Origin of the sequence: Agromyces laixinhei (assembly GCF_006337065.1) — a bacterium.
Classification (GTDB): domain Bacteria; phylum Actinomycetota; class Actinomycetes; order Actinomycetales; family Microbacteriaceae; genus Agromyces; species Agromyces laixinhei.
Genome location: NZ_CP040872.1, coordinates 2,360,221 through 2,381,616, shown reverse-complemented (window position 1 = coordinate 2,381,616; position 21,396 = coordinate 2,360,221). Strand labels below are relative to the sequence as shown.

Sequence of the window (21,396 nt, the reverse complement as noted above, 5' to 3'; positions counted from 1 at the left end):
GCGTGCCGATCGCGGTGAGCACGATGATCGCGGCGAGGCCGTAGCGCCGAAGCTGCACCGCGAGGAGCGCGACCGACGGGCGCCGGCGCGGTCGACGCCGGCGCCGGGGCGCACGAGGGGCTTCGGGCGGAGTGCTCAGTCGGCGCTCGGCACGATGAGGCCGCTGGTGGCGGTGCTGGCCCGCGTGAACCGGGCCTGCACGTCGGCCCAGTTCACGATCTCCCAGAACGCCTTCACATAGTCTGCGCGCACGTTCCGGTAGTCGAGGTAGTACGCGTGCTCCCACACGTCGAGCTGCAGCAACGGAGTCACGCCCAAGGGCGCATTGCCCTGCTGGTCGAAGAGCTGGAAGACCACGGGACGCGCGCCGACGCTGTCCCAGGCCAGCACGGCCCACCCCGAGCCCTGCACGCCGAGTGCCGTCGCCGTGAAGTGCGCGCGGAACGCGTCGAACGAGCCGAAGCCGTCATCGATCGCCGCCGCGAGCTCGCCTTCGGGGGAGCCGCCGCCATCGGGCGACATGTTCTGCCAGAACACGCTGTGGTTGATGTGGCCGCCGAGGTTGAACGCGAGGTCCTTCTCGAGCTTGTTGACGTTCGCGAGGTTGCCGCTCTCTCGGGCTTCGGCGAGCTGTTCGAGCGCCGTGTTCGCGCCCGTCACATAGGCCTGGTGGTGCTTTGAGTGGTGCAGCTCCATGATCGTCGCCGAGATGTGCGGGGCGAGCGCAGCGTAGTCGTAGGGCAGTTCGGGCAGAGAATAGGCGGGCATCCGGATGCTTCCTTTCGATGTGCCGTCCGCGGGTGCGGCGCGGCGGGGTGGTCAGAGTTCGGCAACGCCGTGGTCGAGGCGGATGAAGCCCCGATCGCGGTAGAGAAGCGACGGCGCCTCTTCGCCGAGGAATACGTCGAGCACTTCGGCGACCACGAGCGATGACCCGCCGACCTGCACCACGTGCAGCGTACGGCAGCGGAGCGCCGCCGGGGCGTCGGAAAGCCACGGTTCGCCGGTCTCGAGATGCGACCAGCCCTGCTCGGGCGTGAACCGCGGCTGACCCGACCGCGCGAAAGCACGGGCGACATCGACGTGCTGGGCCCCGAGGAAGTGCACGAGCATGCTCTCGGCCGCAAGCAGACCGCCCGCCGATCCGGTCGCCCTGGTCACCGAGAACGAGATCGCCGGAGGCTCGGCGGAGACCGAGGCGACGCTCGATGCGGTCAGGCCCACCGGTCCGTCCGGCGCCATGCTCGTGATGAGTGCGACGCCGGCCGGGTGACCGCGGAACGCGGTCTTGAATGCGTCGGTGGTCGAGGTGGTGGCGATCGGCGTGCCGGTAGATCGGCGCGCGGTGGCGGCATCCGTCATGCGCGAACCTCTTGCGGCGGCAGGGCCGAGATGACCGGGTGATCGAACGGCAGTGCGCCGGTCTTCGCAGCACCGCCCGGCGAGCCGAGTGCGGGAGCCGCGCCCATCGAGATCTCGAAGAACTCGACGTTGGCCGTGTAGTAGTCGGACCACATCTCGGGCAGGTCGTCTTCGTAGTAGATCGCCTCGACCGGGCAGACGGGCTCGCACGCCCCGCAGTCGACGCACTCGTCAGGGTGGATGTACAGCGACCGTTCACCCTCGTAGATGCAGTCGACCGGGCACTCGTCGATGCAGGCTTTGTCTTTCACGTCGACGCACGGGAGGGCGATCACATAGGTCACCTGGCGGTCACCGACTTCACGATTTGCATGTCTCTACCGTAAAACTTCAAGTACCCTTGAAGTCAAACGGAGGGGCACCGATGCCGCGGCTCGACACATGACGGTCGCTCTGGCGACGGAGTTCGATGTGCGCGAGTACACGCGCACCGCGCACGGCAGCCTTCGGGCCGGGTTCGATCTCGCCGCGGTCGCAGCGACGCCGATCGCCCCCGACGTGACGCGGCTGCTCGCGGTGCTTCAGGTGCTCGAGGGCGCCACCATGGCGCACCTTCGCAACCTGCTCGTCACGGCGACGCACAAAGACGCCCGCGTCACCGCATTTCTGGTGACCTGGGCGTACGAGAAGTTCTGGATCGCCGACGCGCTCGGCGCGCTCGTCGAAGCGAACGGCGCGCGTCCTCTCGCATCAGGTCACGCAACGACCGCGCGACCGAGGCGCGGCCCGGTGCGGCGCTCGCTCGCCGGCTTCGTGCAGGGCGGCTCGATCGTGGGCGCACACATGGCGATCGGGCTCATCGACGGTTGGGTGCTGGATGCCGCGTACCGACGCGCGATCGACCGCGCGGGAGACGGCGCGCTCGCCGAGGCGCTCACTCGCGTACTCATGGTGAAGGAACGCCACACGAGGTTCTTCGACGAGGAGGCCCGGCACCGATTGGCGGCATCGCCGAGAACGGTGCGACTGACCCGCAGCGAGGTTCGCAGTTCGGGCATGCCCGTCGGCGCCCGAGCACTCGGCCCGACCGACCGCCGGTTCTTCGCCCGATTCGTCTGGTCGGGGCAGGAGGGCTCGGCGCTCGCCGACGGCATCGATCGCCGGATCCGTGATCTGCCCGGAACGCACGCTCGCACCGCCGCACGCGTGCGAGCGGAACTCTCACGCTGATCGCGTGCACACTCGAGGAAGGACTCGCATGGCATTCGACATCGACCGATACACCGCGACATCCGTCAGCGTGAACTGGGACGATCTCGACCTCGAGAGCTTTCGCGAGCACCCGCTGCCTGCACGATCACTTCGCACCGTGCGGTACATGGCTGACGTCGAGTACCACACCGTCTGCTACACCCGCGACCTGCTGACGACTCCGTCGCATCGCGAGGCCGACGTGAGCGCCTTCATGACGATGTGGAACCGCGAGGAGTTCTGGCACGGCGAGGCGCTCGCTGCGGTGCTCGCGATGCACGACATCACGATCGACTACGACGTGCTCAGAGCGAGCCGCCTGAAGCTCGGCTGGAAGGATCGCCTCGATCCGATCAAGCAATCGGTGCTCGGCTCACTCGTCGGCACCGACTTCGTCGCCGTGCACATGTCGTGGGGCGCGGCGAACGAGTGGTCGGCGATCTCCGCCTACCAGCGCATGGCCGAGCTCGAGGGCAATCCGGTGCTCGCCGAACTGCTACGGCGAATCGCGAAGCAGGAGGCACGTCATGTTGCCTTCTACACCTCGCAGGCGCGCGACCGGCTCGGCGCGAGCGTGAGGGCGCAGAAGATCACGCGTTTCGCGCTGAGCCGGTTCTGGGCTCCGGTCGGGTCGAGCATCATGACCGTCGACGACGTGCAGCACATGATGCATCACCTGATGAGCGGACCCGAAGGCCGACGCGCCGCGCGAAAGGTCGACGACAGCATCAGCGGGATGCCCGGCCTCGAAGGTCTCACGATCGTGCAGGATGCGCTCGACGGACTGGGCGTGCCCGCCTGAGGCGGCCGCGGCCGCCCGACTCAGGCCGCGCCGGCCGCGCCGCGATCGAGCTCAGGCCGTCGTCGCGCTGTCGCGCTTGGGCAGCTTCCACCCCGGCCGCACGAAGTGGCAGGTGTACCCGTTCGGATACTTCTCGAGGTAGTCCTGGTGCTCTGGCTCGGCCTCCCAGAACGGGCCGGCGGGCGTGATCTCGGTCGTGGCCGGGCCCGGCCAGAGGCCGGAGGCGTCGACGTCGGCGATGGTTTCGCGAGCGATATCGGCCTGCTCGTCGTTCGTCGGGAAGATCGCCGAGCGGTAGCTCGTGCCGATGTCGTTGCCCTGGCGATTCAGCGTCGACGGGTCGTGGATCTGGAAGAAGAACTCCAGCAGGTCGCGGTACGACTCGACCTCGGGATCGTAGACGATCTCGATCGCCTCGGCGTGGGTGCCGTGGTTGCGGTAGGTCGCGTTCGGCACGTCTCCGCCCGTGTAGCCGACGCGCGTGGCAATGACGCCGGGCCGCTTGCGGATCAGGTCCTCCATGCCCCAGAAGCAGCCGCCGGCGAGGATCGCGGTCTCGGTTCGTGTGCTCATCGTGCGTTCTCCTGATTCTCGAGCAGTGCTCGTTCTCGACCGTAGTCCCACGGGCGAGCGAGCGCTCGTGGGTCACCGATCGTGACGTCCACTGAGGAGAACATCGACGGAGGCGATGCTGTTCCGCCGCGCCGAATCGCGTGGGGTAGGAGGGCCCGGTTCAGATGACTTTCACAGGAGAAGGTGAGGTTCTGTCCAGAACACCTCGGCAGACTGGCCACTTCGCCCGGGCGCCCCCGCCCGAGGAACGTCGATCAAGGGTCACCCTGCGCAGTGCGCGGGCGGCGATCCGCATTGTGAAAGTCATGCAGAACCAGCCTTCCTCCTCAGAACTCCACACGCCCGAAGCCCATGAGACGGGGGCGCTCCGCCCACGCAACCACCGCAAGGTCCCACTCTGGCGCAGCGGTCCGATTCTCGCAGCCGGGGCCGTCGTCGCAGTCGGCGCAATGGTCGGCACCGGCTTCGCCGTGCAGTCCGCCGTCGCGTCGACGAACGACAGCATCGCCGAGACCGACGTGCTGCGCGACGCCGCGAACCTCGACGTCGAACAACTCGGCTCCCATGCCGGCATCCTCGAGGCCCGCGCGGTCAAGACCGCGAACGACACCCTCGCCGCGGCGAACGACACGCTCGTCGCCGCCCAGGGCAAGACGGATGCCACGGAGCTGGCGTCCTCGGTCGCCGCGCTCGGCCACTACCGGCTGCTCTCGCCCGAGCGGGTCTTCGAGCTCGCTGATCGCACCGAAGCGCACGTCGAGCCGGTGCTGGCCGCCGTGGCCGAGGTCGATCGCATCGCCTCCGAGCAGGCCGCCGCCGCGGCTGCTGCTGCCGCGGCCGCTGCTGCCGCCGCAGCCGAGGCGGAGAAGGCGGCGGCGACGCCCTCGACCGGGTCTCGACCGACCGGCCCTGCCAACCCGAGCGGCGCCCAGGCGATCGCCCGCGACCTGATGGCCTCCATGTACGGGTGGGGCGAAGACCAGTTCGGCTGCCTCGTCTCGCTCTGGAACAAGGAGTCCGGCTGGAACGTCTACGCCGAGAACTCGTCGAGCGGCGCCTACGGCATTCCGCAGGCCCTCCCCGGGAGCAAGATGGCCTCGGCAGGCGCCGACTGGCAGACCAACCCCGCCACCCAGATCACGTGGGGTCTCGGCTACATCGCCGGGCGCTACGGAAACCCGTGCGGAGCCTGGGACAAGTCGGAGTCGTCCGGCTGGTACTGATCCGCGCTGAACGATCAGGCGGCGGCGACGGCGGGCTCACGCTCGGCGTCGCCGCCGTTCTGCGTTGCGCCGGCGTGCAACGCCATCACGGGGTGTCCGTGCCTCGATAGCCTGACAGCATGAGCAATCAAGGGGCAGATCGTGAGGCGACGGTGAAGACCGGGCCGTTCGCGGGACTCATCGCCGTCGGCACGCGCGTGACGGCGTGGTCGCTCGAGCGGAAGCCGGTGCGTGCGTTCCTGCTGTACCTCGAACGCCATGGCGCGATGCTCGCCGACAGTGTCACCTATCGCGTGCTCTTCTCGATCTTCGCAGGCGTGTTCCTGGGGTTCGCCGTCGCCGGCGTCGTGCTGGCCGGCAATCCCGACGCACTCGCGGCCCTCGTCGAGACCGTCGACGCCGCGATCCCTGGCCTGTTGGGCGAGGACGGCCTCATCGATCCCGACGACATCGTGCAGCCGCTGACGCTCAGCATCGCCGGGGCCGTCGCGCTCGTCGGTCTCATCGGTGCCGCGATCGGTGCGATCAGTTCGCTCCGCACCGCGTTCCGAACCCTCGGCTCGCAGCCCGACGATCAGACGTTCTTCCTCTGGCTGCTGCTCCGCGACCTGCTCCTCGCGATCGCGTTCGGCGCCGCATTCGCCGTCGCCGCAGCGATCACCGTCTTCAGCACGACCGCGCTCGGCACCGCGCTCGGCTGGCTCGGTATCTCGACGCGCGACCCGGTCTTCGACGGGGTCACGCGGATCATCTCGATCCTCGTGATCTTCGCGATCGACACGCTGCTGATCGCGGTCATGTTCCGCGTGCTTTCGGGTATTCGACCGAATGCGCGCTCGCTCTGGACGGGGGCGCTGCTCGGCGGAGTCGGGCTCTCGGTGCTGCAGCTGCTCTCGAGCCTGTTCGTCGGGGGAGCGTCGAGCAATCCGCTCCTGGCTTCGTTCACCTCGCTCATCGCACTGCTCATCTGGCTGAATCTCTCGAGCCAGGTCATTCTCATCGCGGGGGCCTACATCGTGACCGGGGTTCACGACGAGCACGACCGCGTGAGTGCACGGTACGGCGCGCCGACGATGGCGATTCGGCGCATGCAGCGGGCAGAGCAACGAGCAGCGGATGCCGCGGACGAACTCGTCGCCGCGCGCGAAGCCGTGGAGAAGGAGCGCGACGACGGTTCGTGACGGGCACCCTGACGCCGGCTGGTGACGCCGTACCTTCGCGCGGCAGAATGGCGGGATGCCGATCGTGCTGCAGCTCGTCCGTTCCGTGGTGTCGCCGCTCACCCGCACGCGCCTCTTCCGCTGGAGCGCACCGCGGATCCTGCCCCCGCTCGAGCGCGTGGTCGGTGGGGCTTCGGGCGGGCGGCTGCAACTGAGCGCCCTGCTCGTGCCGTCGCTCGTGCTGCACACGACGGGTGCGAAGTCGGGCGAGCCGCGCGACACGGCACTCATGTACACCCCTGACGGCCGCGGGCACGCCATCGTCGCGGGCACGAGTTTCGCCCGCGACCGGCATCCCGGCTGGACGTACAACCTGCTTGCACACCCCGAGGCCTCGATCACGGTGCGCGGCAGGCGAATGCCGGTGCGCGCAAGCCTCGTCGTCGACGACGAGCGCGACGCGGCCTGGGCGCGCATCGAGGCGCAGTGGCCCGGATACCGCGCATATGAACGGGAGTCGGGCCGGGTCGTACGACTGTTCCGGCTGAAGCCGGTCGCCGACCTGCACCACGCGCCGATGTGACGCGCGCGAACGCAGGTCGCGCTCAGCGCTGAGGCTTACGCTGAGCACATGACGCGACGCCCGAGTGAACCGATCTACAGCACGGCGATCGTCGCCGGGCGTGCGCTCTTCGGGTTCTGGGGGCTCAGACGCCGCACGACCGGAGCCGAGCACCTGCCCGCGACCGGCGGCGCCGTGCTCGCGATGACGCATTTCGGCTACTTCGAGTTCGCCCTCGTGGAGTGGGCGACGTGGCTCGCCAATCGCCGGCGCATCCGCTTCATGGCCAAGCAGGGCGCCTTCGACAAGCCGATCGTCGGGGCGCTGCTCCGCGGCATGAAGCACATCGCCGTCGACATGAAGGCGGGCGCTGCCGCCTATTCGAAGGCAGTGGCAGCTCTGCGCGACGGTGAACTCCTCGGCGTCTTCCCCGAGGCCGGTGTCAGTGCGTCGTTCACGGTGCGCGAACTCAAGACCGGGGCGGCACGTCTGGCCGCCGAGGCCGGGGTCCCGATCATCCCCGTCGCCGTCTGGGGCGGGCACCGGCTGATGACCAAGGGACACAAGGTGGGGTTCTTCGAGCGGTTCGGCGTGCCGGTGAGCTTCGCGTTCGGCGACCCGATCACGGTGTCGGCCGATGAAGACCCGCACTCGGTGACCGAGCGACTGCGGGCGACGCTGCAGCGCATGGTCGACCGGTTGCAGGCCGAGTATCCCGTCGATGGCGCCGGCAAGTGGTGGCAGCCGCGGGCGCTCGGCGGCTCCGCTCCGACGCCTGAGGAGGCTGCGGCCGCCGACACGGCGAGGGAAGCCGCCCGCGAAGCGGCTCGTGCCGCTCGCGTCCAGAAGCACTGACGAACCGAACCGAGCGGCGCCGAACCGAGACATCCTCGACGACGCGGGTTAGGCTCGTGACATGTGCAGGAACATCCACACCCTCCACAATTTCGAGCCGGCCACCACCGACGACGAGGTGCACGCCGCGGCGCTGCAGTTCGTGCGCAAGGTGAGCGGTTCGACGAAACCCTCGAAGGCCAACGCCGAGGCGTTCGACCGCGCAGTGGCCGAGATCGCGCACGTGACGCGCCATCTGCTCGACGACCTCGTGACCACCGCGCCGCCGAAGAACCGCGACGAGGAGGCCGCCAAAGCCAGAGAGCGGGCGGCACGCCGATACGCGACGCAGGCGACGGCGCAGATCGCCTGACGCGTCGGCGCATCGGCATGGCCCCCGCGAGAGGAGTAGCGTCTCGTTCATGGCCGATGCCGTCACTCTCACCGTCCCTGGCCCGCACGGCGATCGCGACGTGCGGATATCGAGTCCATCGCGAGTGATCTGGCCCGAGGCCGGCATCACGAAGCTCGAGCTCGCCGAGTACTTCATCGCCGTCGGTGCCCCCTTCGTCGAGGCGAACGGAGACCGTCCGGTGTCGCTGCAGCGATTTCCGGGCGGCGTCGACGGCGAGCAGTTCTTCTCGAAGAACCCGCCGAAGGGCGCACCCGAGTGGGTGCGTTCCGTTCCCGTCACCTACCCGAGCGGTCGCACGCATCCGCAGCTGGTCATCGACGAGCCCGCCGCAGCGGTCTGGGCGGCGCAGATGAACACGATCGTCTTCCACCCGTGGGCCTCGCGCGCCGAGCGGCCGGACAATCCGGATCAGTTGCGCATCGACCTCGATCCGCAGCCCGGCACCGGCTTCGCGGAGGCCGTACCCGTCGCCCTCGCGCTGCGCGAGCTCCTCGGCGAGGTCGGGCTCTCTGCGTTCGTGAAGAGTTCGGGCAGTCGCGGCATCCACGTCTTCGCGCCCATCGAGGCCGAGCACGAGTTCCTTGACGTCCGGCACGCCGTCATCGCCCTGGGTCGCGAACTCGAGCGCCGGATGCCGGGCGAGGTCACCACCAACTGGTGGAAGGAGGAGCGCGGCGACCGCATCTTCATCGACTACAACCAGGCGAACCGCGACCGAACCATGGCGGGTGCCTACTGCCCGCGCCCACTGCCCGAGGCATCGGTGTCGTGCCCGCTCGAGTGGGATGAGCTCGAGTCGACCGACCCGGGCGACCACACGGTGCGCACAGTGCCCGAGAGGCTCGCGCAGCGGGGCGACCCGTGGCACGGCATGCACGACGCGTCCGGCCGCATCGACGTGCTACTCGAGTGGTGGCAGCGTGATCTCGACGATGGGCTCGGCGAGCTGCCGTTCCCACCCGACTTTCCGAAGATGCCGGGCGAACCGATGCGCGTGCAACCGAGCCGGGCGAAGCAACAACCCTGAATCAGGTCGCGATGCTCACCCGACGTCGACTGCCTGTCGCTCAGATCGGGTTGCCGGGCCGCCCGGGAGCCGGGTGCACCGCCCCGCCGATCGGCGTCTGCGGCGCTCCGTGCACCTCGCGGTGCAACCGTTCCATGCGCGCGTCGAGTTCGGATGCGGTGTGCGCGGCATCCGTCAGGCCGTCGAGCAGTTCCTGCGGCACCTTGCGATCGTACTTGTAGTAGATCTTGTGCTCGAGGCTCGCCCAGAAGTCCATCGCGATCGTGCGGATCTGCACTTCGACGGCGACCGGGTGCGCACCGGTCGAGAGGAACACCGGCACTTCGAGGATGACGTGCAGGCTCTGATAGCCGTTGGCCTTCGGTGCACTGATGTAGTCCTTGACCTGCAGCACTCGGATGTCAGGCTGCGCCGTGAGCAGCTCGAAGATGCGGTACGCGTCAGAGACGAAGCTGCACGTCACCCGCACGCCCGCGATGTCGGTGATCGTTTCGCGAATCGTCTCGAACGTCGGATCGACGCCCTTGCGCTGCATCTTCTCGACGACGCTGTCGAGGCTCTTCAGGCGGCTCGAGATGTGCTCGATCGGGTTGTAGTCGTGCGTCTGGCTGAACTCCTCGCGCAGGATCGACAGCTTCGTGATCACCTCGTCCATGCCGAACTTGTAGCGCAGCATGAAGCGCTCGGTCTCGTCGCGAAGGGCGCGCATCTCGTCGAGGGTCTGGCCGTCGATGGTCTCGAGCGTGCGCTGTGCGCGGTCCGTGAGCATGGGCGGGGTGCCGTGCCGGGTGGGCGGGGTACCGTCGAGCGGGGTCACGGATGCCACGCTACGGCGCGAAGCTTTGCGTTTCCTCTGTCTGCCCCGATGCTCACCGGCGGCGCACCGTAGTCTCGAGCCATGGCAACCTGGCTCACCGTGGCGCCCGGCGTGCACCAACGCCGGTACGACCCGTTCGACATCTCGATCGTCGTGATCGAGGGCGCAGGCGGGCTCCTCCTCGTCGACACGCGTGTGCAGCCGAACGAGGCCGTCGAACTCGCTGCCGACATCGCGGATCGCTTCGAGCGCCCGGTGCGGTGGGTCGTGAACACTCACGCGCACTTCGACCACACCTTCGGCAACCAGATCTTCGGGCCCGGCACGGTGACGGATGCCGCGATCTACGGCCACGCCCGCATCGCCGCTCACTTCGCTGCCTTCGAAGGGCCGCGTCTCACCGCGTGGCGCGCTGATCCGGGCCGTGAGCCCGAGCGACAGTGGGCCGATGTCATGCTCACGCCGCCGACGCATCCGCTCGCCGAACCCCTGGTGCTGGATCTCGGTGACCGGCTCGTGGAACTGCGGCCGCAGCCGCCCGCGCACACCGACACCGATCTCGTGCTCTTCGTGCCCGACGAGCGGGTCTGGATCCTCGGCGACCTGATCGAGGAGTCCGGCCCCGTGATGTACGGGTCGGGCAGTTTTCCGCTCGGCTGGCCCGGTGTGCTCGACGACCTCGCCGCGGCCATGCGGCCGGACGACCGGGTGGTGCCCGGTCACGGCCGCGTCGTCGACCGCGCCTTCGTGCAACGGCAGGCGGCGGAGCTGGGGCTCATCGCCGATCGGTTCCGCAGGGCTCACACGTCTGGATCCACGGCGGCCGAAGCCCTCGACGCGCACGACGACTGGCCGATTCCGGTCGAGGGGCTCGTCGGCGCCGTCGAACGTGCGTATCTCGCATTGGATGCGGAGTCGGAGACCGGGGCATGACTGCGGCGGTCAGCTCTCGAGCTCCGCGCGGATCGCGGTGATCGCGCGGTCGAGGGCCGTTTCGAAGCGATGCGGCGCCGGGGCTCCGTAGCCGACGACCATCGCCGGCGCCCGGAGCGCCGATGGCCCACCGAGCCGGAATGAACGGAGCCCGTCGAGCCGAACGCCGAGCCGCAACGCGGCGGCGGTGACGTCGCGCTCGTCGATGTCGGTCGGCAACTCGATCAGGCAGTGCAGGCCGGCGCGCATGCCGCTCACCCGGCATCCGTGGAGCTCTGCCGCGACGCTTCCCTCGAGGAGTTCGCGGCGTGCGCGGTACTCGGCGCGGCGCCGGCGCAGGGTTCGGTCGTACTCGTGCGCCTTCATGAAGGCGTCGAGCGTCGCTTGGTTCACCACGTCGGCGCTGCGCGCCTCCCAGATCAACGGATGCGTCTACTGCGTCGATCTGCACTCGAAGGACGCGCGCGCCGCCGGGGTCTCGGAGCAGAAGCTGCACGCCGTCGTGGTGTGGCGCGATTCCGGGCTGTTCACTGCTGCGGAACGTGCCGCACTCCACCTCACCGAGTCGGTCACCCGACTCTCGGAGACCCACGTGCCCGAAGAGGATCTCGCCGCTGCGATCGCCGTCTTCGGCGAGGAGCGTACCGCCGCGCTCATCTCGCTCATCATCGTCATCAACGTGTGGGATGCCATCGGCGTGACGACGCGGTGCTGGCCCGTCGCCCGCGACGCGGGCTGACCACTCGCGATCCGGTCTGGGATGATGCAGGCATGACGGATGCCGCGCAGCCCCCGGTTCTGCAACTGCGAGTCGTGATCGAGGCAGAGGACTACGAGCGAGCCGTGGCCTTCTACCGCGACGCGCTCGGCATGCCCGAGCTCATGGCCTATGCGGAGGGCGGTGACGACCGGGTGACGATCCTCGAGGCGGGGCGCGCGACGATCGAGATCGCGAATCCGACGCACAAGCGCGTGATCGATGAGATCGAGGCCGACGGACGCCCGAGCCAGCGCATCCGGCTCGCCTTCGAGGTGACCGATGGCGCGGGCACCACGAGACGACTCGCAGAGGCAGGTGCCTCGGTCGTCGCCGAACCGGTCGAGACGCCGTGGCGCTCGCTCAACTCGCGGCTCGACGCCCCGGCCGGGCTCCAGATCACGGTGTTCGAAGAACTCGAGGATTCCGAGGAGCGGGCGCTGCGCGACGGATTCGACACGGAAGCGGATCGGGGCTGAGCGGCCGTCGAGCCTGGTGAACCGACCGGATCAGCTGGGCATTCGCCCAGTATCCCTGGCTGGGAGGTCGATCATCATGCTTTGCACAGGGTGAACTGAGGATCTCTTCAGAAACACGGGGCAGAGTGGCTGACTTGTGCCCTCGCTCGGCGGGCGTCACCGATCAGAAATCGATCCGAGCATCCCGAACCTATGCGAAACGTCACCCCCTCCACGTCCGAAACCGCACACGTCTCAGAAGAGCAGCACCCCCGCCGCAGCATCCGTCGCCGTCGACTCGGCCGACGGCGACTCGTCATCGCAGCGGCCGCCGTCGTCGCGGTCGGTGCCGTCGTCGGCACCGGCTTCACCGTGCAGTCGGCCATCGCCACGCAGGCGAGCATCGACGAGACGACCTCGCTCACCGAGACCATGGGCGTGCAGGAGGGACAGCTCGGCGCGTACAGCGCGATCGCCGAGGCTCGCACGCGCAACAGTGCGAAGGACACGCTCACGGCCGCGAGCGTCACTCTTGCTGCCGTGGACGGCAAGGTCGACGCCAGCGGCCTCGCGGCATCCGTCGCCTCGCTCGGCGACTACGAGGTGCTGCCGATCGACTCGATCGTCGACCTCACGAAGCAGACCCGCAGCGAGGCGGCGAAGGCCACCGCCGCGGCCGCCGAGTTCGACCGCGTGCAGGTCGAGCAGACTGCGGCTGCGGCCGCGGCGCTCGCCCAGGCGAACACGCCGGAGGGCGCCAAGGCGACCGCACGCGCGCTCGCCGCGTCGAAGTACGGCTGGGACGAGTCGCAGTTCCAGTGCCTGAGCCAGCTCTGGCAAAAGGAGTCGGGCTGGTCGTACACCGCCTACAACGCCTCGAGCGGCGCCACCGGTATTCCGCAGTCGTTGCCCGGCAGCAAGATGGCCACCGCCGGCGCCGATTGGCAGACGAACGCCGCGACGCAGATCAGTTGGGGGCTCGACTACATCTCGCGCGGATACGGCACGCCGTGCAGCGCGTGGTCGCACTCGCAGTCGATGAACTGGTACTGATCCGGCTCAGGCCGTGCGCGGGTCGAGCAGAGCTGCTCGATCCGGGTGCCGGTCGAACCACTCGCCGACGTACCAGCAGCTCGGCACGATTCGGAGCGCCCCGTCGGCTTCGACGTCATCAGCGGCGAACTCGACGAGCTCGCCCGCGAGGCCGCTGCCGCGATAGCGCGGATTCGTGAAGGTTCGGGTGAATGCGACGGCATCGCCGAGCACCCGGTAGTCGAGCACGCTCGCGATGTCGCCGTCGACCCGCAGCACGTACCGGCGGGCGTCGGGTTCATGGCTCAGTTCTTTGCGCACGATGCTCAGGCTACGCCGCGCCGACTCAATGACCGCGGAGGCGCTCGAGGTCGCGCCGTTCGCGTTTGGTCGGACGACCGGCCCCGCGATCGCGCACCGCGACGAGCGCGACGGTCTCGCGCGGCGGTGGGGGAGGCGTGCGGTCCTCGACCGCGGTCGCGGCGATCGTCGCGGAGACCCGCTTCACCAGTGTCCGGCGCACGACGAGCATGCGGTCGAACCCGTCGATGCGCACCCGCACCTCGTCGCCCGGTCGCACCGGCTGAGCCGCCTTCGCCCGCTCGCCGTTCACTCGAACATGCCCGGCGCGGCACGCGCTCGTGGCCGCGGACCGCGTCTTGAACTGTCGCACCGCCCACAGCCAGGCGTCGACGCGCACGGGGGACTCGCCGTTCATCTCCTCAGCCTACGGGTGCGGCACGCCGAGTCCGCCCTTCGTGCACCATGCTGGAGTCATGAGCGGTGCATCCGGCGACGAGTGGGTCCAGGGGCCCGACGGGGCGAAGTACTGGGGCCGATACGGCGCGGCGGGGTTGCTCGTGGTGAGCCCCGACTCCGAGGTGCTCCTGCAGCATCGAGCCCTGTGGAGCCACTTCGGCGGCACCTGGGGCATGCCTGGCGGAGCTCGACACGAGCACGAGAGCGCGGTCGAGGCGGCTGTCCGCGAAGCGGGCGAAGAGGCCGGCGTACCGCCCGAGCTGCTCGAAGTGCGCTTCAGTTCCGTCCTCGACCTCGGCTACTGGTCGTACACGACGGTCGTCGCGGATGCTGCGGAGCGATTCGAACCCGTCGTGAACGACCCCGAGAGCATCGAGCTGCGCTGGATCTCGGTCGAACGGGTCGTGGAGCTGCCGCTGCATCCGCGATTCGCCGAGTCATGGTCGACGCTCGCCACCCGTCTCTGATCACAGGGCGGATGACGAGACACACGATGAGCCGGCCCGGTGTGCCTTCTGCGAGGTCGATAGGATCGGAGCGTGGCTGGGGAGCGCTCGGGGGAGATCGGTTCGGAGATCTGGACGATCCCGAACATCCTCAGCATGCTCCGTCTGGCGCTCGTGCCGGTCTTCCTGATCTACGTGGTCCGCGGCGACTACACGGTCGCGCTCGTCGTGCTCATCGTCGCGAGCCTGACCGACCTGCTCGACGGCTATCTCGCGCGCCGTCTCGGCAAGGTGACCAGGCTCGGGCAACTGCTCGATCCCGCCGCCGATCGGCTCTACATCTTCGCCGCGCTCGTGGGACTTGCTGCGCAGTCCCTCGTGCCGTGGTGGATCGTCATCGTCATCGCCGCCCGTGACGTCTTCCTCCTCGCGCTCGGCGTGGTGCTCGCGAACCACGGGTTCGGGCCGCTGCCCGTGCATCAGCTCGGCAAGGTCGCGACGTTCGCGCTGTTCTTCGGCCTGCCGGTCATCATGCTCGGGCTGGCATTCCCGGCCGTCGCCGATCTCAGTCAGCCGATCGGCTGGGCCATCACCCTCTGGGGTGCGTTCCTGTACTGGTGGGCGGGCATCATCTACGCGATCGAGACCGCTCGCGTCATCCGCATTCCGCGGGTGGCGGAGGAGCCTCGATCGGATACGCTTGAGCAGGGAGGTTAGTGTGGCGGATTCCGACAACACTCAGACCGGTGGTGCCGACGAGACCAGGGGCGAGCCGTCGACGATCACGTCGACGCATGCAACGGTCGACGGAGCGACCGACACGACCATGGGCTTCAGCCGTGAAGCGGCGGCGCAGCTGAGCGCGCTCGACGCCGATATCACCGCCGAAGAACAGGAGGCCATCGCCGCGCTGCCCTCGGGCTCTGCATTGCTCATCGTGCGTCGCGGCCCCAACAGCGGCGCCCGGTTCCTCCTCGACACCGACGTGACCCTCGTGGGTCGCCACCCCGACGCCGACATCTTCCTCGACGACGTCACCGTCTCCCGCAAGCACGCGGAGTTCCTGCGGCATCGTTCCGCCTTCGAAGTGCGGGACCTCAGTTCGCTGAACGGCACGTACTACGACGGAGTCCGCATCGAGACTGCGCTCCTGAGCGACGGGGCAGAGGTGCAGATCGGCAAGTTCCGCCTCACGTTCTACGCTTCGCGCCGCGACCTGGCGCCGGTGGCGAGCGAATAGTGTCGGCTCCCGCTGCGTCAACGCGCGCGAGCGGTCAGGCGCCACTGCTGGGCATCGGTCAGGTGCTCGCGCGGCTGCAACCCGAGTTCCCCGACCTGACCCCGTCGAAGCTGCGCTTCCTCGAAGAGCAACGTCTCGTCTCACCGGCGCGCACCGCGGCCGGCTACCGCAAGTTCTCGGCGGCCGACGTCGAGCGCATCACGGTCGTGCTGTCCATGCAGCGCGATCACTACCTGCCGCTCAAGGTCATCCGAACCCACCTCGAAGCGATCGACGCGGGCGAGACGCCCGCGCTGCCCGGGGCCACGAGCGCTGCTTCGTTCCTCGCGGGTGCGCAGAGGCTGCGTCGGGGCGAACTCATCGCGCAGGCCGGCGCCACAGCTGCCCTGTTCGACGAGGCGGTCTCGGCTTCGCTCCTGCCTGCGGCCGAGCACTACGGCGATGAGGCGCTCGGCGTGCTGCGATCGCTCGTCGCTCTCAGATCGGTCGGCATCGAGCCGCGTCATCTTCGAGGCGTGCGCACGGCGGCCGAGCGCGAAGCCGCACTCGTCGAGCGCGCGATCGCGCCGTCGCGACGAGCGGATGCCGCAGACAAGGCTCGTGCCGCCGAGCGCGGGCTCGAACTCGCGCAGCATCTCGAGGCTGTGCATGCCAGCGTCGTGCGCGCCACGCTCGGCCGACTCTCACGATGAACTCGCGACACGCCGTGACGTTCGGCCGGATGTGTTCGACAGAGGCTGCAGCCCTCGGTAGCGTGGAACTCGCGTCGACGGGGTGCCGGCGCGAGAGTGAGGGGCGAATCCGATGAGTGAGCTCGACCCGACTCGACGCCCGCGATACGACCTCGGGTTGCTGTTCACCGACGGCCTGCCCGAGTACGACGACGTCGCGGGTTATCGCGGGGCGGTCGCGGCGCGAGCGGCGGGCATCAGCTATCGCCAGCTCGACTACTGGGCACGCACCCAGCTCGTCGAACCCACGGTGCGCAGCGCCGCAGGTTCCGGCACGCAGCGGCTCTACGGCTTCCGCGACATCCTCGTTCTGAAGCTCGTGAAGCGCCTCCTCGACACCGGCATCTCTCTGCAGCAGATCCGCGTCGCGGTGACGCAGCTCCGTGAGGCCGGTATTGAAGACCTCGCCCAGACGACGCTCATGAGCGACGGCGCGAGCGTCTACCTCTGCACCTCTGATGACGAGGTGATCGACCTCGTGAACCGCGGCCAGGGGGTGTTCGGCATCGCGGTCGGCAAGGTGCTGCGCGAGGTCGAGTCGACCCTCGTCGAGATCGACACGCATCCGGCCGATCCGCTTGACGAACTCGCCGCACGGCGTGGCGAGCGCTCGCGCAAGATCTCCTGAACCGCGCGGTGCACGGCACTGCGACGGGCTCGGCGGTTCAGACCGTCGGAGTCGGGGCGGCCTCGAGCGGTGTGCCGGCGAACTCGCCGATGCGAGCGGTGCGAAGCACCCGCTCGAGCAGCTGATCGAAATTCGTCGACATCTCTTCGGCGCTCTCGCCGGGCCACATGTGCAGCGGCTTCGCCGCGCCCTGCGCCTGCTGGAGCGAGGTGCGTTCGGGCAACTGCGGCGCGAGCACGAGCGGGCCGAACATGTCGCGCAGCTCCTTGATGCGGAACTGGTGCTCGAGTGATTGCACTCGTGCACGGTTCACGATGATGCCGAGCGGCTGGAGCCGGGGTGAGAGTCCACGCCTGATCTCCTCGATCGCACGGAGCGCTCGGTCGGCGGCGGCCACTGAGAAGAGCCCGGGTTCGGTGACGACGGCGACACGGTCGCTCGCCGCCCACGCGGTGCGGGTCAGCGCGTTCAGCGACGGCGCGCAGTCGATGAGCACGAGCTCGTAGTCGGCCTCGACGTTGGCGAGCGCCTCTTCGAGCTTCCAGATGTCGCGGATCGACGGGTGCGGCCCGTCGAAGTTGATCGCCGACGGGCTGCCGATCATGACGTCGATCGTCGACTGCGGGTTCGATCGCGCCCAGCCGCTCGGCGCGATCGCCGAGCGCACGATCTTCTCCTTGGGGGAGGCGAGCACATCGGCGACATTGAGGTGGCCGCCGACCTGGATGTCCATGCCGGTCGAGACATCGGACTGCGGATCGAGGTCGACCACGAGGGTCTTGACACCGCGTGCGAACGCGGCAGACGCCAGCCCGAGAGTGACGGTCGTCTTGCCGACACCGCCCTTGAGAGAACTGACGCTGAGTACGTGCACGGCAGATACGTTACCTTTACTACTCGGGCGATACCTAAACGTTCGCTGTGCGAAGTCCCGTCTGAAAGGCCTGCATGTTCACGAAGATCCTGGTTGCCAATCGCGGCGAGATCGCCATCCGAGCGTTCCGCGCCGCCGTCGAACTCGGTGCGAAGACGGTCGCGGTGTATCCCTTCGAAGACCGCAACTCCCTGCACCGGTTGAAGGCCGACGAGGCCTACCAGATCGGCGAGCCGGGACATCCGGTGCGCGCGTACCTCGATGTCGCCGAGATCATCCGCGTGGCCAGGCTCTCGGGCGCCGACGCGATCTACCCCGGCTACGGGTTCCTCTCCGAGAACCCCGAACTCGCACAGGCGGCCGAGGCGGCCGGCATCACCTTCATCGGCCCGCCCAAGCACGTGCTCGAGATGGCGGGCAACAAGGTCACGGCGAAGGAGCACGCGATCGCGGCCGGCGTCCCCGTGCTGAAGTCCACGCCACCGTCGCGCGACATCGAAGAACTCGTCGCTCAGGCCGATGAGGTCGGCTTCCCGATCTTCGCCAAGGCGGTCGCCGGCGGCGGCGGCCGGGGCATGCGTCGCGTCGCCTCGAAAGACGAGCTGCGCGCCTCCCTCGAAGAGGCCATGCGCGAGGCCGACAGCGCCTTCGGCGACTCGACGATGTTCCTCGAACAGGCGGTGCTGCGGCCCCGTCACATCGAGGTCCAGGTGCTGGCGGATGCCTCGGGCGAGACGGTGCATCTCTTCGAGCGCGACTGCTCGGTGCAGCGCCGCCACCAGAAGGTGATCGAGATCGCACCGGCGCCGAACCTCTCCGACGACGTGCGCCGGTCCCTGTACCGCGACGCGATCGCGTTCGCGAAGTCGATCGGATACATCAACGCCGGCACCGTCGAGTTCCTGCTCGACACCGCAGGCGAGCGTGCCGGTCAGCACGTGTTCATCGAGATGAATCCGCGCATCCAGGTCGAGCACACGGTGACCGAAGAGGTCACCGACGTCGACCTCGTCGTCTCGCAGATCCGCATCGCGGCGGGGGAGTCGCTCACCGACCTCGGGTTGCAGCAGGAGTCGATCCGCCTCCGCGGCGCTGCGCTGCAGTGCCGCATCACGACCGAGGATCCGACCGCCGGGTTCCGGCCCGACACGGGCAAGATCACGACGTACCGTTCGCCCGGCGGCGCCGGCATCCGACTCGACGGCGGCACGATCAACCCGGGCGCCCAGATCAGCCCGCACTTCGACTCGATGCTCGCCAAGCTCACGTGCCGCGGTCGCGACTACCCGGCGGCCGTCGCCCGTGCCAAGCGCGCACTCGCCGAGTTCCGCATCCGCGGCGTCTCGACCAACATCCCCTTCCTGCAGGCCGTGCTCGAAGACCACGCCTTCGTCGCCGGCGACCTGAGCACGTCGTTCATCGACGAGCGCCCGCAACTGGTGCGCGGCCGGGTCTCGAAGGACCGCGGCACGAAGATCCTCAACTGGCTCGCGGATGTCACGGTGAACCAGCCGAACGGGCCTGCGCCGACCACCGTCAGCCCCGCCGAGAAGCTGCCGGAGATCGACCTCTCGACCCCGGCGCCTGCCGGCTCCCGCCAGCAGTTGCTCGAGCTCGGCCCGACCGGCTTCGCGAAGGCGCTCCGCGTGCAGACGCCGCTCGCGGTGACCGAGACCACGTTCCGTGACGCCCATCAGTCGCTGCTCGCGACCCGAGTGCGCACGCGCGACCTCGTGGCCGTCGCGCCCTACGTGGCTCGCATGACCCCCGAGTTGCTCTCGGTCGAGGCGTGGGGCGGTGCAACGTACGACGTCGCACTGCGCTTCCTCGGTGAAGACCCGTGGGAGCGCCTCGCCGCGCTTCGCGAGGCACTGCCGAACATCAACATCCAGATGCTGCTCCGCGGGCGCAACACGGTCGGCTACACGCCGTACCCGACCGAGGTGACCGATGCGTTCGTGCGCGAAGCTGCCGCGACGGGCGTCGACATCTTCCGCATCTTCGACGCGCTGAACGACGTCTCGCAGATGCGTCCGGCGATCGACTCGGTGCTCTCGACCGGGCATGCGGTGGCCGAGGTTGCGCTGTGTTACACGGGCGATCTTCTCGACCCGGCCGAAGACCTGTACACGCTCGACTACTACCTGTCGCTCGCCGAGCAGATCGTCGGCGCCGGCGCGCACGTGCTCGCGATCAAGGACATGGCGGGTCTCCTGCGCCCGGCCGCAGCTGAGAAGCTCGTCGGCGCCCTGCGGGAGCGCTTCGACCTTCCCGTGCACCTGCACACCCACGACACCGCAGGCGGCCAGCTGGCGACGCTCCTGGCCGCGAGTCGGGCCGGTGTCGATGCCGTCGACGTCGCGAGCGCACCGATGGCGGGCACCACGAGCCAGCCCTCGGCGTCGTCACTCGTCGCGGCGCTCGCCCACACCGAGCGCGACACGGGCATCTCGCTCGACGCGGTCTCCGATCTCGAGCCCTACTGGGAGGCGGTGCGTCGGCTGTATCGCCCGTTCGAGTCGGGCCTGCCCGGCCCCACGGGCCGCGTCTATCACCACGAGATCCCCGGCGGTCAACTGTCGAACCTGCGCCAGCAGGCGATCGCGCTCGGCCTTGCCGACGACTTCGAACTCATCGAAGACCTGTACGCCGCCGCCGACCGCATCCTCGGCCGCGTACCGAAGGTCACGCCGTCGTCGAAGGTCGTCGGCGACCTCGCGCTGCACCTCGCGGCGGTCAGGGCCGACCCCGACGACTTCGCTGCGAATCCCGAGAAGTACGACGTACCCGATTCGGTGATCGGGTTCATGGCCGGCGAGCTGGGCGATCTGCCCGGCGGCTGGCCCGAGCCGTTCCGCACGAAGGTGCTCGCCGGCAAAGACGTCCGCACCGGCGTGACCGAGCTCACCGCAGAGCAGCGCGAGGCGCTCGAGGCTGACAGCATCACTCGGCGGGCGATGCTGAACGCGCTCCTGTTCCCTGCACCCACGCGCCAGTTCGAGCAGATTCGCGAGCTCTTCGGCGATCTCTCGGCGATCGACACCGCCGACTACCTCTACGGTCTGCAGCAAGGGGCCGAGCACGTCGTCGAGATCGACAAGGGTGTGCGGCTCTATGCCGGGCTCGAAGCGATCGGCGAGGCCGACGACAAGGGCATGCGCACGGTCATGACGATCCTGAACGGGCAGCTTCGTCCCGTGTTCGTTCGCGATCGCTCGATCGTCGTCGAGACTCGCACGGCAGAGAAGGCGGATGCCTCGCAGCCCGGGCAGATCGCCGCGCCGTTCTCCGGTGTGGTGACGCTCCAGGTCGAAGACGGTGCCGAGATCGCCGCCGGCCAGAGCGTCGCATCGATCGAGGCCATGAAGATGGAGGCTGCGATCACGTCGCCGATCGCGGGCGTGGTCGAGCGTGTCGCGATCCCCAAGACGCAGCAGGTCGAGGCGGGTGACCTGCTCGTCGTGGTGCGGCCGCGCTAGGCTGAGTACCGGTTGGCACTGACGAGGAGGGGT

27 protein-coding genes are annotated in these 21,396 nt (G+C 68.8%); 18 read left to right on the top strand and 9 right to left on the bottom strand.

Features of this window, described 5'->3' with window-relative positions:
• Positions 1-135: 135 nt before the first annotated feature.
• Genes FHG54_RS11265 through fdxA form a run of 3 tightly spaced genes read right to left on the bottom strand, consistent with a single transcriptional unit; the run spans position 136 to position 1,706 of the window.
• Positions 136-768: a superoxide dismutase gene (locus FHG54_RS11265; RefSeq protein WP_139417353.1), complete on the bottom strand. Its 633-nt coding sequence runs from the start codon at positions 766-768 to the stop codon at positions 136-138.
• A gap of 51 nt (positions 769-819) precedes the next feature.
• Complete coding sequence (locus tag FHG54_RS11260; RefSeq protein WP_139417352.1) at positions 820-1,362, bottom strand: flavin reductase family protein; 543 nt, start codon at positions 1,360-1,362, stop codon at positions 820-822.
• Positions 1,359-1,706 carry a ferredoxin gene (gene fdxA / locus FHG54_RS11255; protein WP_139417351.1) on the bottom strand — a complete coding sequence of 116 codons (348 nt, stop codon included), beginning with the start codon at positions 1,704-1,706 and terminating at the stop codon, positions 1,359-1,361. Before fdxA ends, FHG54_RS11260 begins: the two co-directional genes overlap by 4 nt.
• Before the next feature lie 97 nt (positions 1,707-1,803).
• Here fdxA and FHG54_RS11250 point away from each other — a divergent pair, with 97 nt between their 5' ends.
• Together FHG54_RS11250 and FHG54_RS11245 are read left to right on the top strand one after the other, a co-directional pair.
• Positions 1,804-2,592 carry a hypothetical protein gene (locus tag FHG54_RS11250; protein WP_139417350.1) on the top strand — a complete coding sequence of 263 codons (789 nt, stop codon included), beginning with the start codon at positions 1,804-1,806 and terminating at the stop codon, positions 2,590-2,592.
• Positions 2,593-2,620: 28 nt separating this feature from the next.
• Positions 2,621-3,415, top strand: coding sequence for a ferritin family protein (locus FHG54_RS11245; RefSeq protein WP_139417349.1), 795 nt, complete (start codon positions 2,621-2,623; stop codon positions 3,413-3,415).
• A 51-nt stretch (positions 3,416-3,466) separates the two neighbouring features.
• Here FHG54_RS11245 and msrA read toward each other — a convergent pair whose 3' ends face one another.
• The gene (gene msrA, locus FHG54_RS11240; RefSeq protein WP_139417348.1) at positions 3,467-3,988 is read right to left on the bottom strand and encodes a peptide-methionine (S)-S-oxide reductase MsrA; all 522 of its coding nucleotides are present in this window, start codon (positions 3,986-3,988) and stop codon (positions 3,467-3,469) included.
• Between the two features lie 305 nt (positions 3,989-4,293).
• Here msrA and FHG54_RS16805 point away from each other — a divergent pair, with 305 nt between their 5' ends.
• From FHG54_RS16805 to ligD, 6 genes are all read left to right on the top strand, one after another.
• Positions 4,294-5,211, top strand: a complete 918-nt coding sequence (locus FHG54_RS16805) for an aggregation-promoting factor C-terminal-like domain-containing protein (RefSeq protein WP_233437756.1) — start codon at positions 4,294-4,296, stop codon at positions 5,209-5,211.
• 119 nt (positions 5,212-5,330) lie between these two features.
• Positions 5,331-6,392 (top strand): YihY/virulence factor BrkB family protein, encoded by a 1,062-nt coding sequence (locus FHG54_RS11230; protein WP_139417347.1) that lies wholly within the window; start codon positions 5,331-5,333, stop codon positions 6,390-6,392.
• Positions 6,393-6,447: 55 nt separating this feature from the next.
• On the top strand, positions 6,448-6,954 hold the full coding sequence (locus tag FHG54_RS11225; RefSeq protein ID WP_139417346.1) for a nitroreductase family deazaflavin-dependent oxidoreductase: 507 nt from the start codon (positions 6,448-6,450) through the stop codon (positions 6,952-6,954).
• Positions 6,955-7,002: 48 nt separating this feature from the next.
• Entirely contained in the window at positions 7,003-7,788 is a 786-nt protein-coding gene (locus FHG54_RS11220) for a lysophospholipid acyltransferase family protein (protein WP_139417345.1), read from the top strand.
• 61 nt (positions 7,789-7,849) lie between these two features.
• Complete coding sequence (locus tag FHG54_RS11215; RefSeq protein WP_056008142.1) at positions 7,850-8,140, top strand: DUF2277 domain-containing protein; 291 nt, start codon at positions 7,850-7,852, stop codon at positions 8,138-8,140.
• Positions 8,141-8,189: 49 nt separating this feature from the next.
• Positions 8,190-9,209, top strand: a complete 1,020-nt coding sequence (gene ligD / locus FHG54_RS11210) for a non-homologous end-joining DNA ligase (protein WP_198165882.1) — start codon at positions 8,190-8,192, stop codon at positions 9,207-9,209.
• A gap of 40 nt (positions 9,210-9,249) precedes the next feature.
• On the opposite strand, the gene FHG54_RS11205 is transcribed toward ligD, so the two are convergent.
• Positions 9,250-9,978 (bottom strand): GTP pyrophosphokinase, encoded by a 729-nt coding sequence (locus tag FHG54_RS11205; RefSeq protein WP_139418421.1) that lies wholly within the window; start codon positions 9,976-9,978, stop codon positions 9,250-9,252.
• A 129-nt stretch (positions 9,979-10,107) separates the two neighbouring features.
• Here FHG54_RS11205 and FHG54_RS11200 point away from each other — a divergent pair, with 129 nt between their 5' ends.
• Positions 10,108-10,959: an MBL fold metallo-hydrolase gene (locus FHG54_RS11200; RefSeq protein ID WP_139417344.1), complete on the top strand. Its 852-nt coding sequence runs from the start codon at positions 10,108-10,110 to the stop codon at positions 10,957-10,959.
• Positions 10,960-10,968: 9 nt separating this feature from the next.
• Here the strand turns inward: FHG54_RS11200 and FHG54_RS11195 are convergent, their stop codons facing one another.
• Positions 10,969-11,325, bottom strand: a complete 357-nt coding sequence (locus FHG54_RS11195; protein WP_168197035.1) for a hypothetical protein — start codon at positions 11,323-11,325, stop codon at positions 10,969-10,971.
• Here FHG54_RS11195 and FHG54_RS11190 point away from each other — a divergent pair.
• The 3 genes from FHG54_RS11190 (at position 11,324) to FHG54_RS11180 (ending at position 13,227) form a co-directional block, all read left to right on the top strand.
• A complete protein-coding gene (locus FHG54_RS11190) occupies positions 11,324-11,698 on the top strand; it encodes a carboxymuconolactone decarboxylase family protein (protein WP_233437755.1) in 375 nt (124 codons plus the stop codon). The two genes, FHG54_RS11195 and FHG54_RS11190, sit on opposite strands and share 2 nt — an antisense overlap.
• Positions 11,699-11,730: 32 nt before the next feature.
• Positions 11,731-12,195: a VOC family protein gene (locus FHG54_RS11185; RefSeq protein ID WP_139417341.1), complete on the top strand. Its 465-nt coding sequence runs from the start codon at positions 11,731-11,733 to the stop codon at positions 12,193-12,195.
• 192 nt (positions 12,196-12,387) lie between these two features.
• Positions 12,388-13,227, top strand: a complete 840-nt coding sequence (locus FHG54_RS11180) for an aggregation-promoting factor C-terminal-like domain-containing protein (RefSeq protein WP_232331480.1) — start codon at positions 12,388-12,390, stop codon at positions 13,225-13,227.
• A 6-nt stretch (positions 13,228-13,233) separates the two neighbouring features.
• Here FHG54_RS11180 and FHG54_RS11175 read toward each other — a convergent pair whose 3' ends face one another.
• Together FHG54_RS11175 and FHG54_RS11170 are read right to left on the bottom strand one after the other, a co-directional pair.
• Complete coding sequence (locus tag FHG54_RS11175) at positions 13,234-13,527, bottom strand: GNAT family N-acetyltransferase (protein ID WP_139417340.1); 294 nt, start codon at positions 13,525-13,527, stop codon at positions 13,234-13,236.
• A 25-nt stretch (positions 13,528-13,552) separates the two neighbouring features.
• Complete coding sequence (locus tag FHG54_RS11170; protein ID WP_139417339.1) at positions 13,553-13,924, bottom strand: RNA-binding S4 domain-containing protein; 372 nt, start codon at positions 13,922-13,924, stop codon at positions 13,553-13,555.
• A gap of 58 nt (positions 13,925-13,982) precedes the next feature.
• Here FHG54_RS11170 and FHG54_RS11165 point away from each other — a divergent pair, with 58 nt between their 5' ends.
• The 5 genes from FHG54_RS11165 to FHG54_RS11145 all read left to right on the top strand — a co-directional run bounded on the left by FHG54_RS11165 (position 13,983) and on the right by FHG54_RS11145 (position 17,010).
• Complete coding sequence (locus tag FHG54_RS11165; protein WP_139417338.1) at positions 13,983-14,432, top strand: NUDIX domain-containing protein; 450 nt, start codon at positions 13,983-13,985, stop codon at positions 14,430-14,432.
• Positions 14,433-14,504: 72 nt separating this feature from the next.
• Positions 14,505-15,128 (top strand): CDP-alcohol phosphatidyltransferase family protein, encoded by a 624-nt coding sequence (locus FHG54_RS11160; protein WP_139417337.1) that lies wholly within the window; start codon positions 14,505-14,507, stop codon positions 15,126-15,128.
• A gap of 109 nt (positions 15,129-15,237) precedes the next feature.
• The gene (locus tag FHG54_RS11155) at positions 15,238-15,651 is read left to right on the top strand and encodes an FHA domain-containing protein (RefSeq protein WP_139418419.1); all 414 of its coding nucleotides are present in this window, start codon (positions 15,238-15,240) and stop codon (positions 15,649-15,651) included.
• Entirely contained in the window at positions 15,651-16,343 is a 693-nt protein-coding gene (gene ftsR / locus FHG54_RS11150) for a transcriptional regulator FtsR (RefSeq protein ID WP_139417336.1), read from the top strand. The genes FHG54_RS11155 and ftsR overlap by 1 nt, the downstream gene beginning before the upstream one ends.
• Positions 16,344-16,455: 112 nt before the next feature.
• Positions 16,456-17,010 (top strand): MerR family transcriptional regulator, encoded by a 555-nt coding sequence (locus tag FHG54_RS11145; RefSeq protein WP_139417335.1) that lies wholly within the window; start codon positions 16,456-16,458, stop codon positions 17,008-17,010.
• A gap of 37 nt (positions 17,011-17,047) precedes the next feature.
• Here FHG54_RS11145 and FHG54_RS11140 read toward each other — a convergent pair whose 3' ends face one another.
• Positions 17,048-17,884 carry a ParA family protein gene (locus FHG54_RS11140; RefSeq protein WP_139417334.1) on the bottom strand — a complete coding sequence of 279 codons (837 nt, stop codon included), beginning with the start codon at positions 17,882-17,884 and terminating at the stop codon, positions 17,048-17,050.
• Between the two features lie 74 nt (positions 17,885-17,958).
• Between FHG54_RS11140 and FHG54_RS11135 the strand changes: the two genes are divergently transcribed.
• Positions 17,959-21,363, top strand: a complete 3,405-nt coding sequence (locus tag FHG54_RS11135) for a pyruvate carboxylase (protein WP_139417333.1) — start codon at positions 17,959-17,961, stop codon at positions 21,361-21,363.
• The last annotated feature ends 33 nt before the right edge of the window (positions 21,364-21,396 follow it).

Bases quoted from the DNA above. Each gene is read 5' to 3' on its own strand.
- FHG54_RS11265 (WP_139417353.1), bottom strand. From the start codon at position 768: ATGCCCGCCTATTCTCTGCCCGAACTGCCCTACGACTACGCTGCGCTC.
- FHG54_RS11260 (WP_139417352.1), bottom strand. From the start codon at position 1,362: ATGACGGATGCCGCCACCGCGCGCCGATCTACCGGCACGCCGATCGCC.
- FHG54_RS11250 (WP_139417350.1), top strand. From the start codon at position 1,804: ATGACGGTCGCTCTGGCGACGGAGTTCGATGTGCGCGAGTACACGCGC.
- FHG54_RS11245 (WP_139417349.1), top strand. From the start codon at position 2,621: ATGGCATTCGACATCGACCGATACACCGCGACATCCGTCAGCGTGAAC.
- msrA (WP_139417348.1), bottom strand. From the start codon at position 3,988: ATGAGCACACGAACCGAGACCGCGATCCTCGCCGGCGGCTGCTTCTGG.
- FHG54_RS16805 (WP_233437756.1), top strand. From the start codon at position 4,294: ATGCAGAACCAGCCTTCCTCCTCAGAACTCCACACGCCCGAAGCCCAT.
- FHG54_RS11230 (WP_139417347.1), top strand. From the start codon at position 5,331: ATGAGCAATCAAGGGGCAGATCGTGAGGCGACGGTGAAGACCGGGCCG.
- FHG54_RS11225 (WP_139417346.1), top strand. From the start codon at position 6,448: ATGCCGATCGTGCTGCAGCTCGTCCGTTCCGTGGTGTCGCCGCTCACC.
- FHG54_RS11220 (WP_139417345.1), top strand. From the start codon at position 7,003: ATGACGCGACGCCCGAGTGAACCGATCTACAGCACGGCGATCGTCGCC.
- FHG54_RS11215 (WP_056008142.1), top strand. From the start codon at position 7,850: ATGTGCAGGAACATCCACACCCTCCACAATTTCGAGCCGGCCACCACC.
- ligD (WP_198165882.1), top strand. From the start codon at position 8,190: ATGGCCGATGCCGTCACTCTCACCGTCCCTGGCCCGCACGGCGATCGC.
- FHG54_RS11205 (WP_139418421.1), bottom strand. From the start codon at position 9,978: ATGCTCACGGACCGCGCACAGCGCACGCTCGAGACCATCGACGGCCAG.
- FHG54_RS11200 (WP_139417344.1), top strand. From the start codon at position 10,108: ATGGCAACCTGGCTCACCGTGGCGCCCGGCGTGCACCAACGCCGGTAC.
- FHG54_RS11190 (WP_233437755.1), top strand. From the start codon at position 11,324: ATGAAGGCGTCGAGCGTCGCTTGGTTCACCACGTCGGCGCTGCGCGCC.
- FHG54_RS11195 (WP_168197035.1), bottom strand. From the start codon at position 11,325: ATGAAGGCGCACGAGTACGACCGAACCCTGCGCCGGCGCCGCGCCGAG.
- FHG54_RS11185 (WP_139417341.1), top strand. From the start codon at position 11,731: ATGACGGATGCCGCGCAGCCCCCGGTTCTGCAACTGCGAGTCGTGATC.
- FHG54_RS11180 (WP_232331480.1), top strand. From the start codon at position 12,388: ATGCGAAACGTCACCCCCTCCACGTCCGAAACCGCACACGTCTCAGAA.
- FHG54_RS11170 (WP_139417339.1), bottom strand. From the start codon at position 13,924: ATGAACGGCGAGTCCCCCGTGCGCGTCGACGCCTGGCTGTGGGCGGTG.
- FHG54_RS11165 (WP_139417338.1), top strand. From the start codon at position 13,983: ATGAGCGGTGCATCCGGCGACGAGTGGGTCCAGGGGCCCGACGGGGCG.
- FHG54_RS11155 (WP_139418419.1), top strand. From the start codon at position 15,238: ATGGGCTTCAGCCGTGAAGCGGCGGCGCAGCTGAGCGCGCTCGACGCC.
- FHG54_RS11145 (WP_139417335.1), top strand. From the start codon at position 16,456: ATGAGTGAGCTCGACCCGACTCGACGCCCGCGATACGACCTCGGGTTG.
- FHG54_RS11135 (WP_139417333.1), top strand. From the start codon at position 17,959: ATGTTCACGAAGATCCTGGTTGCCAATCGCGGCGAGATCGCCATCCGA.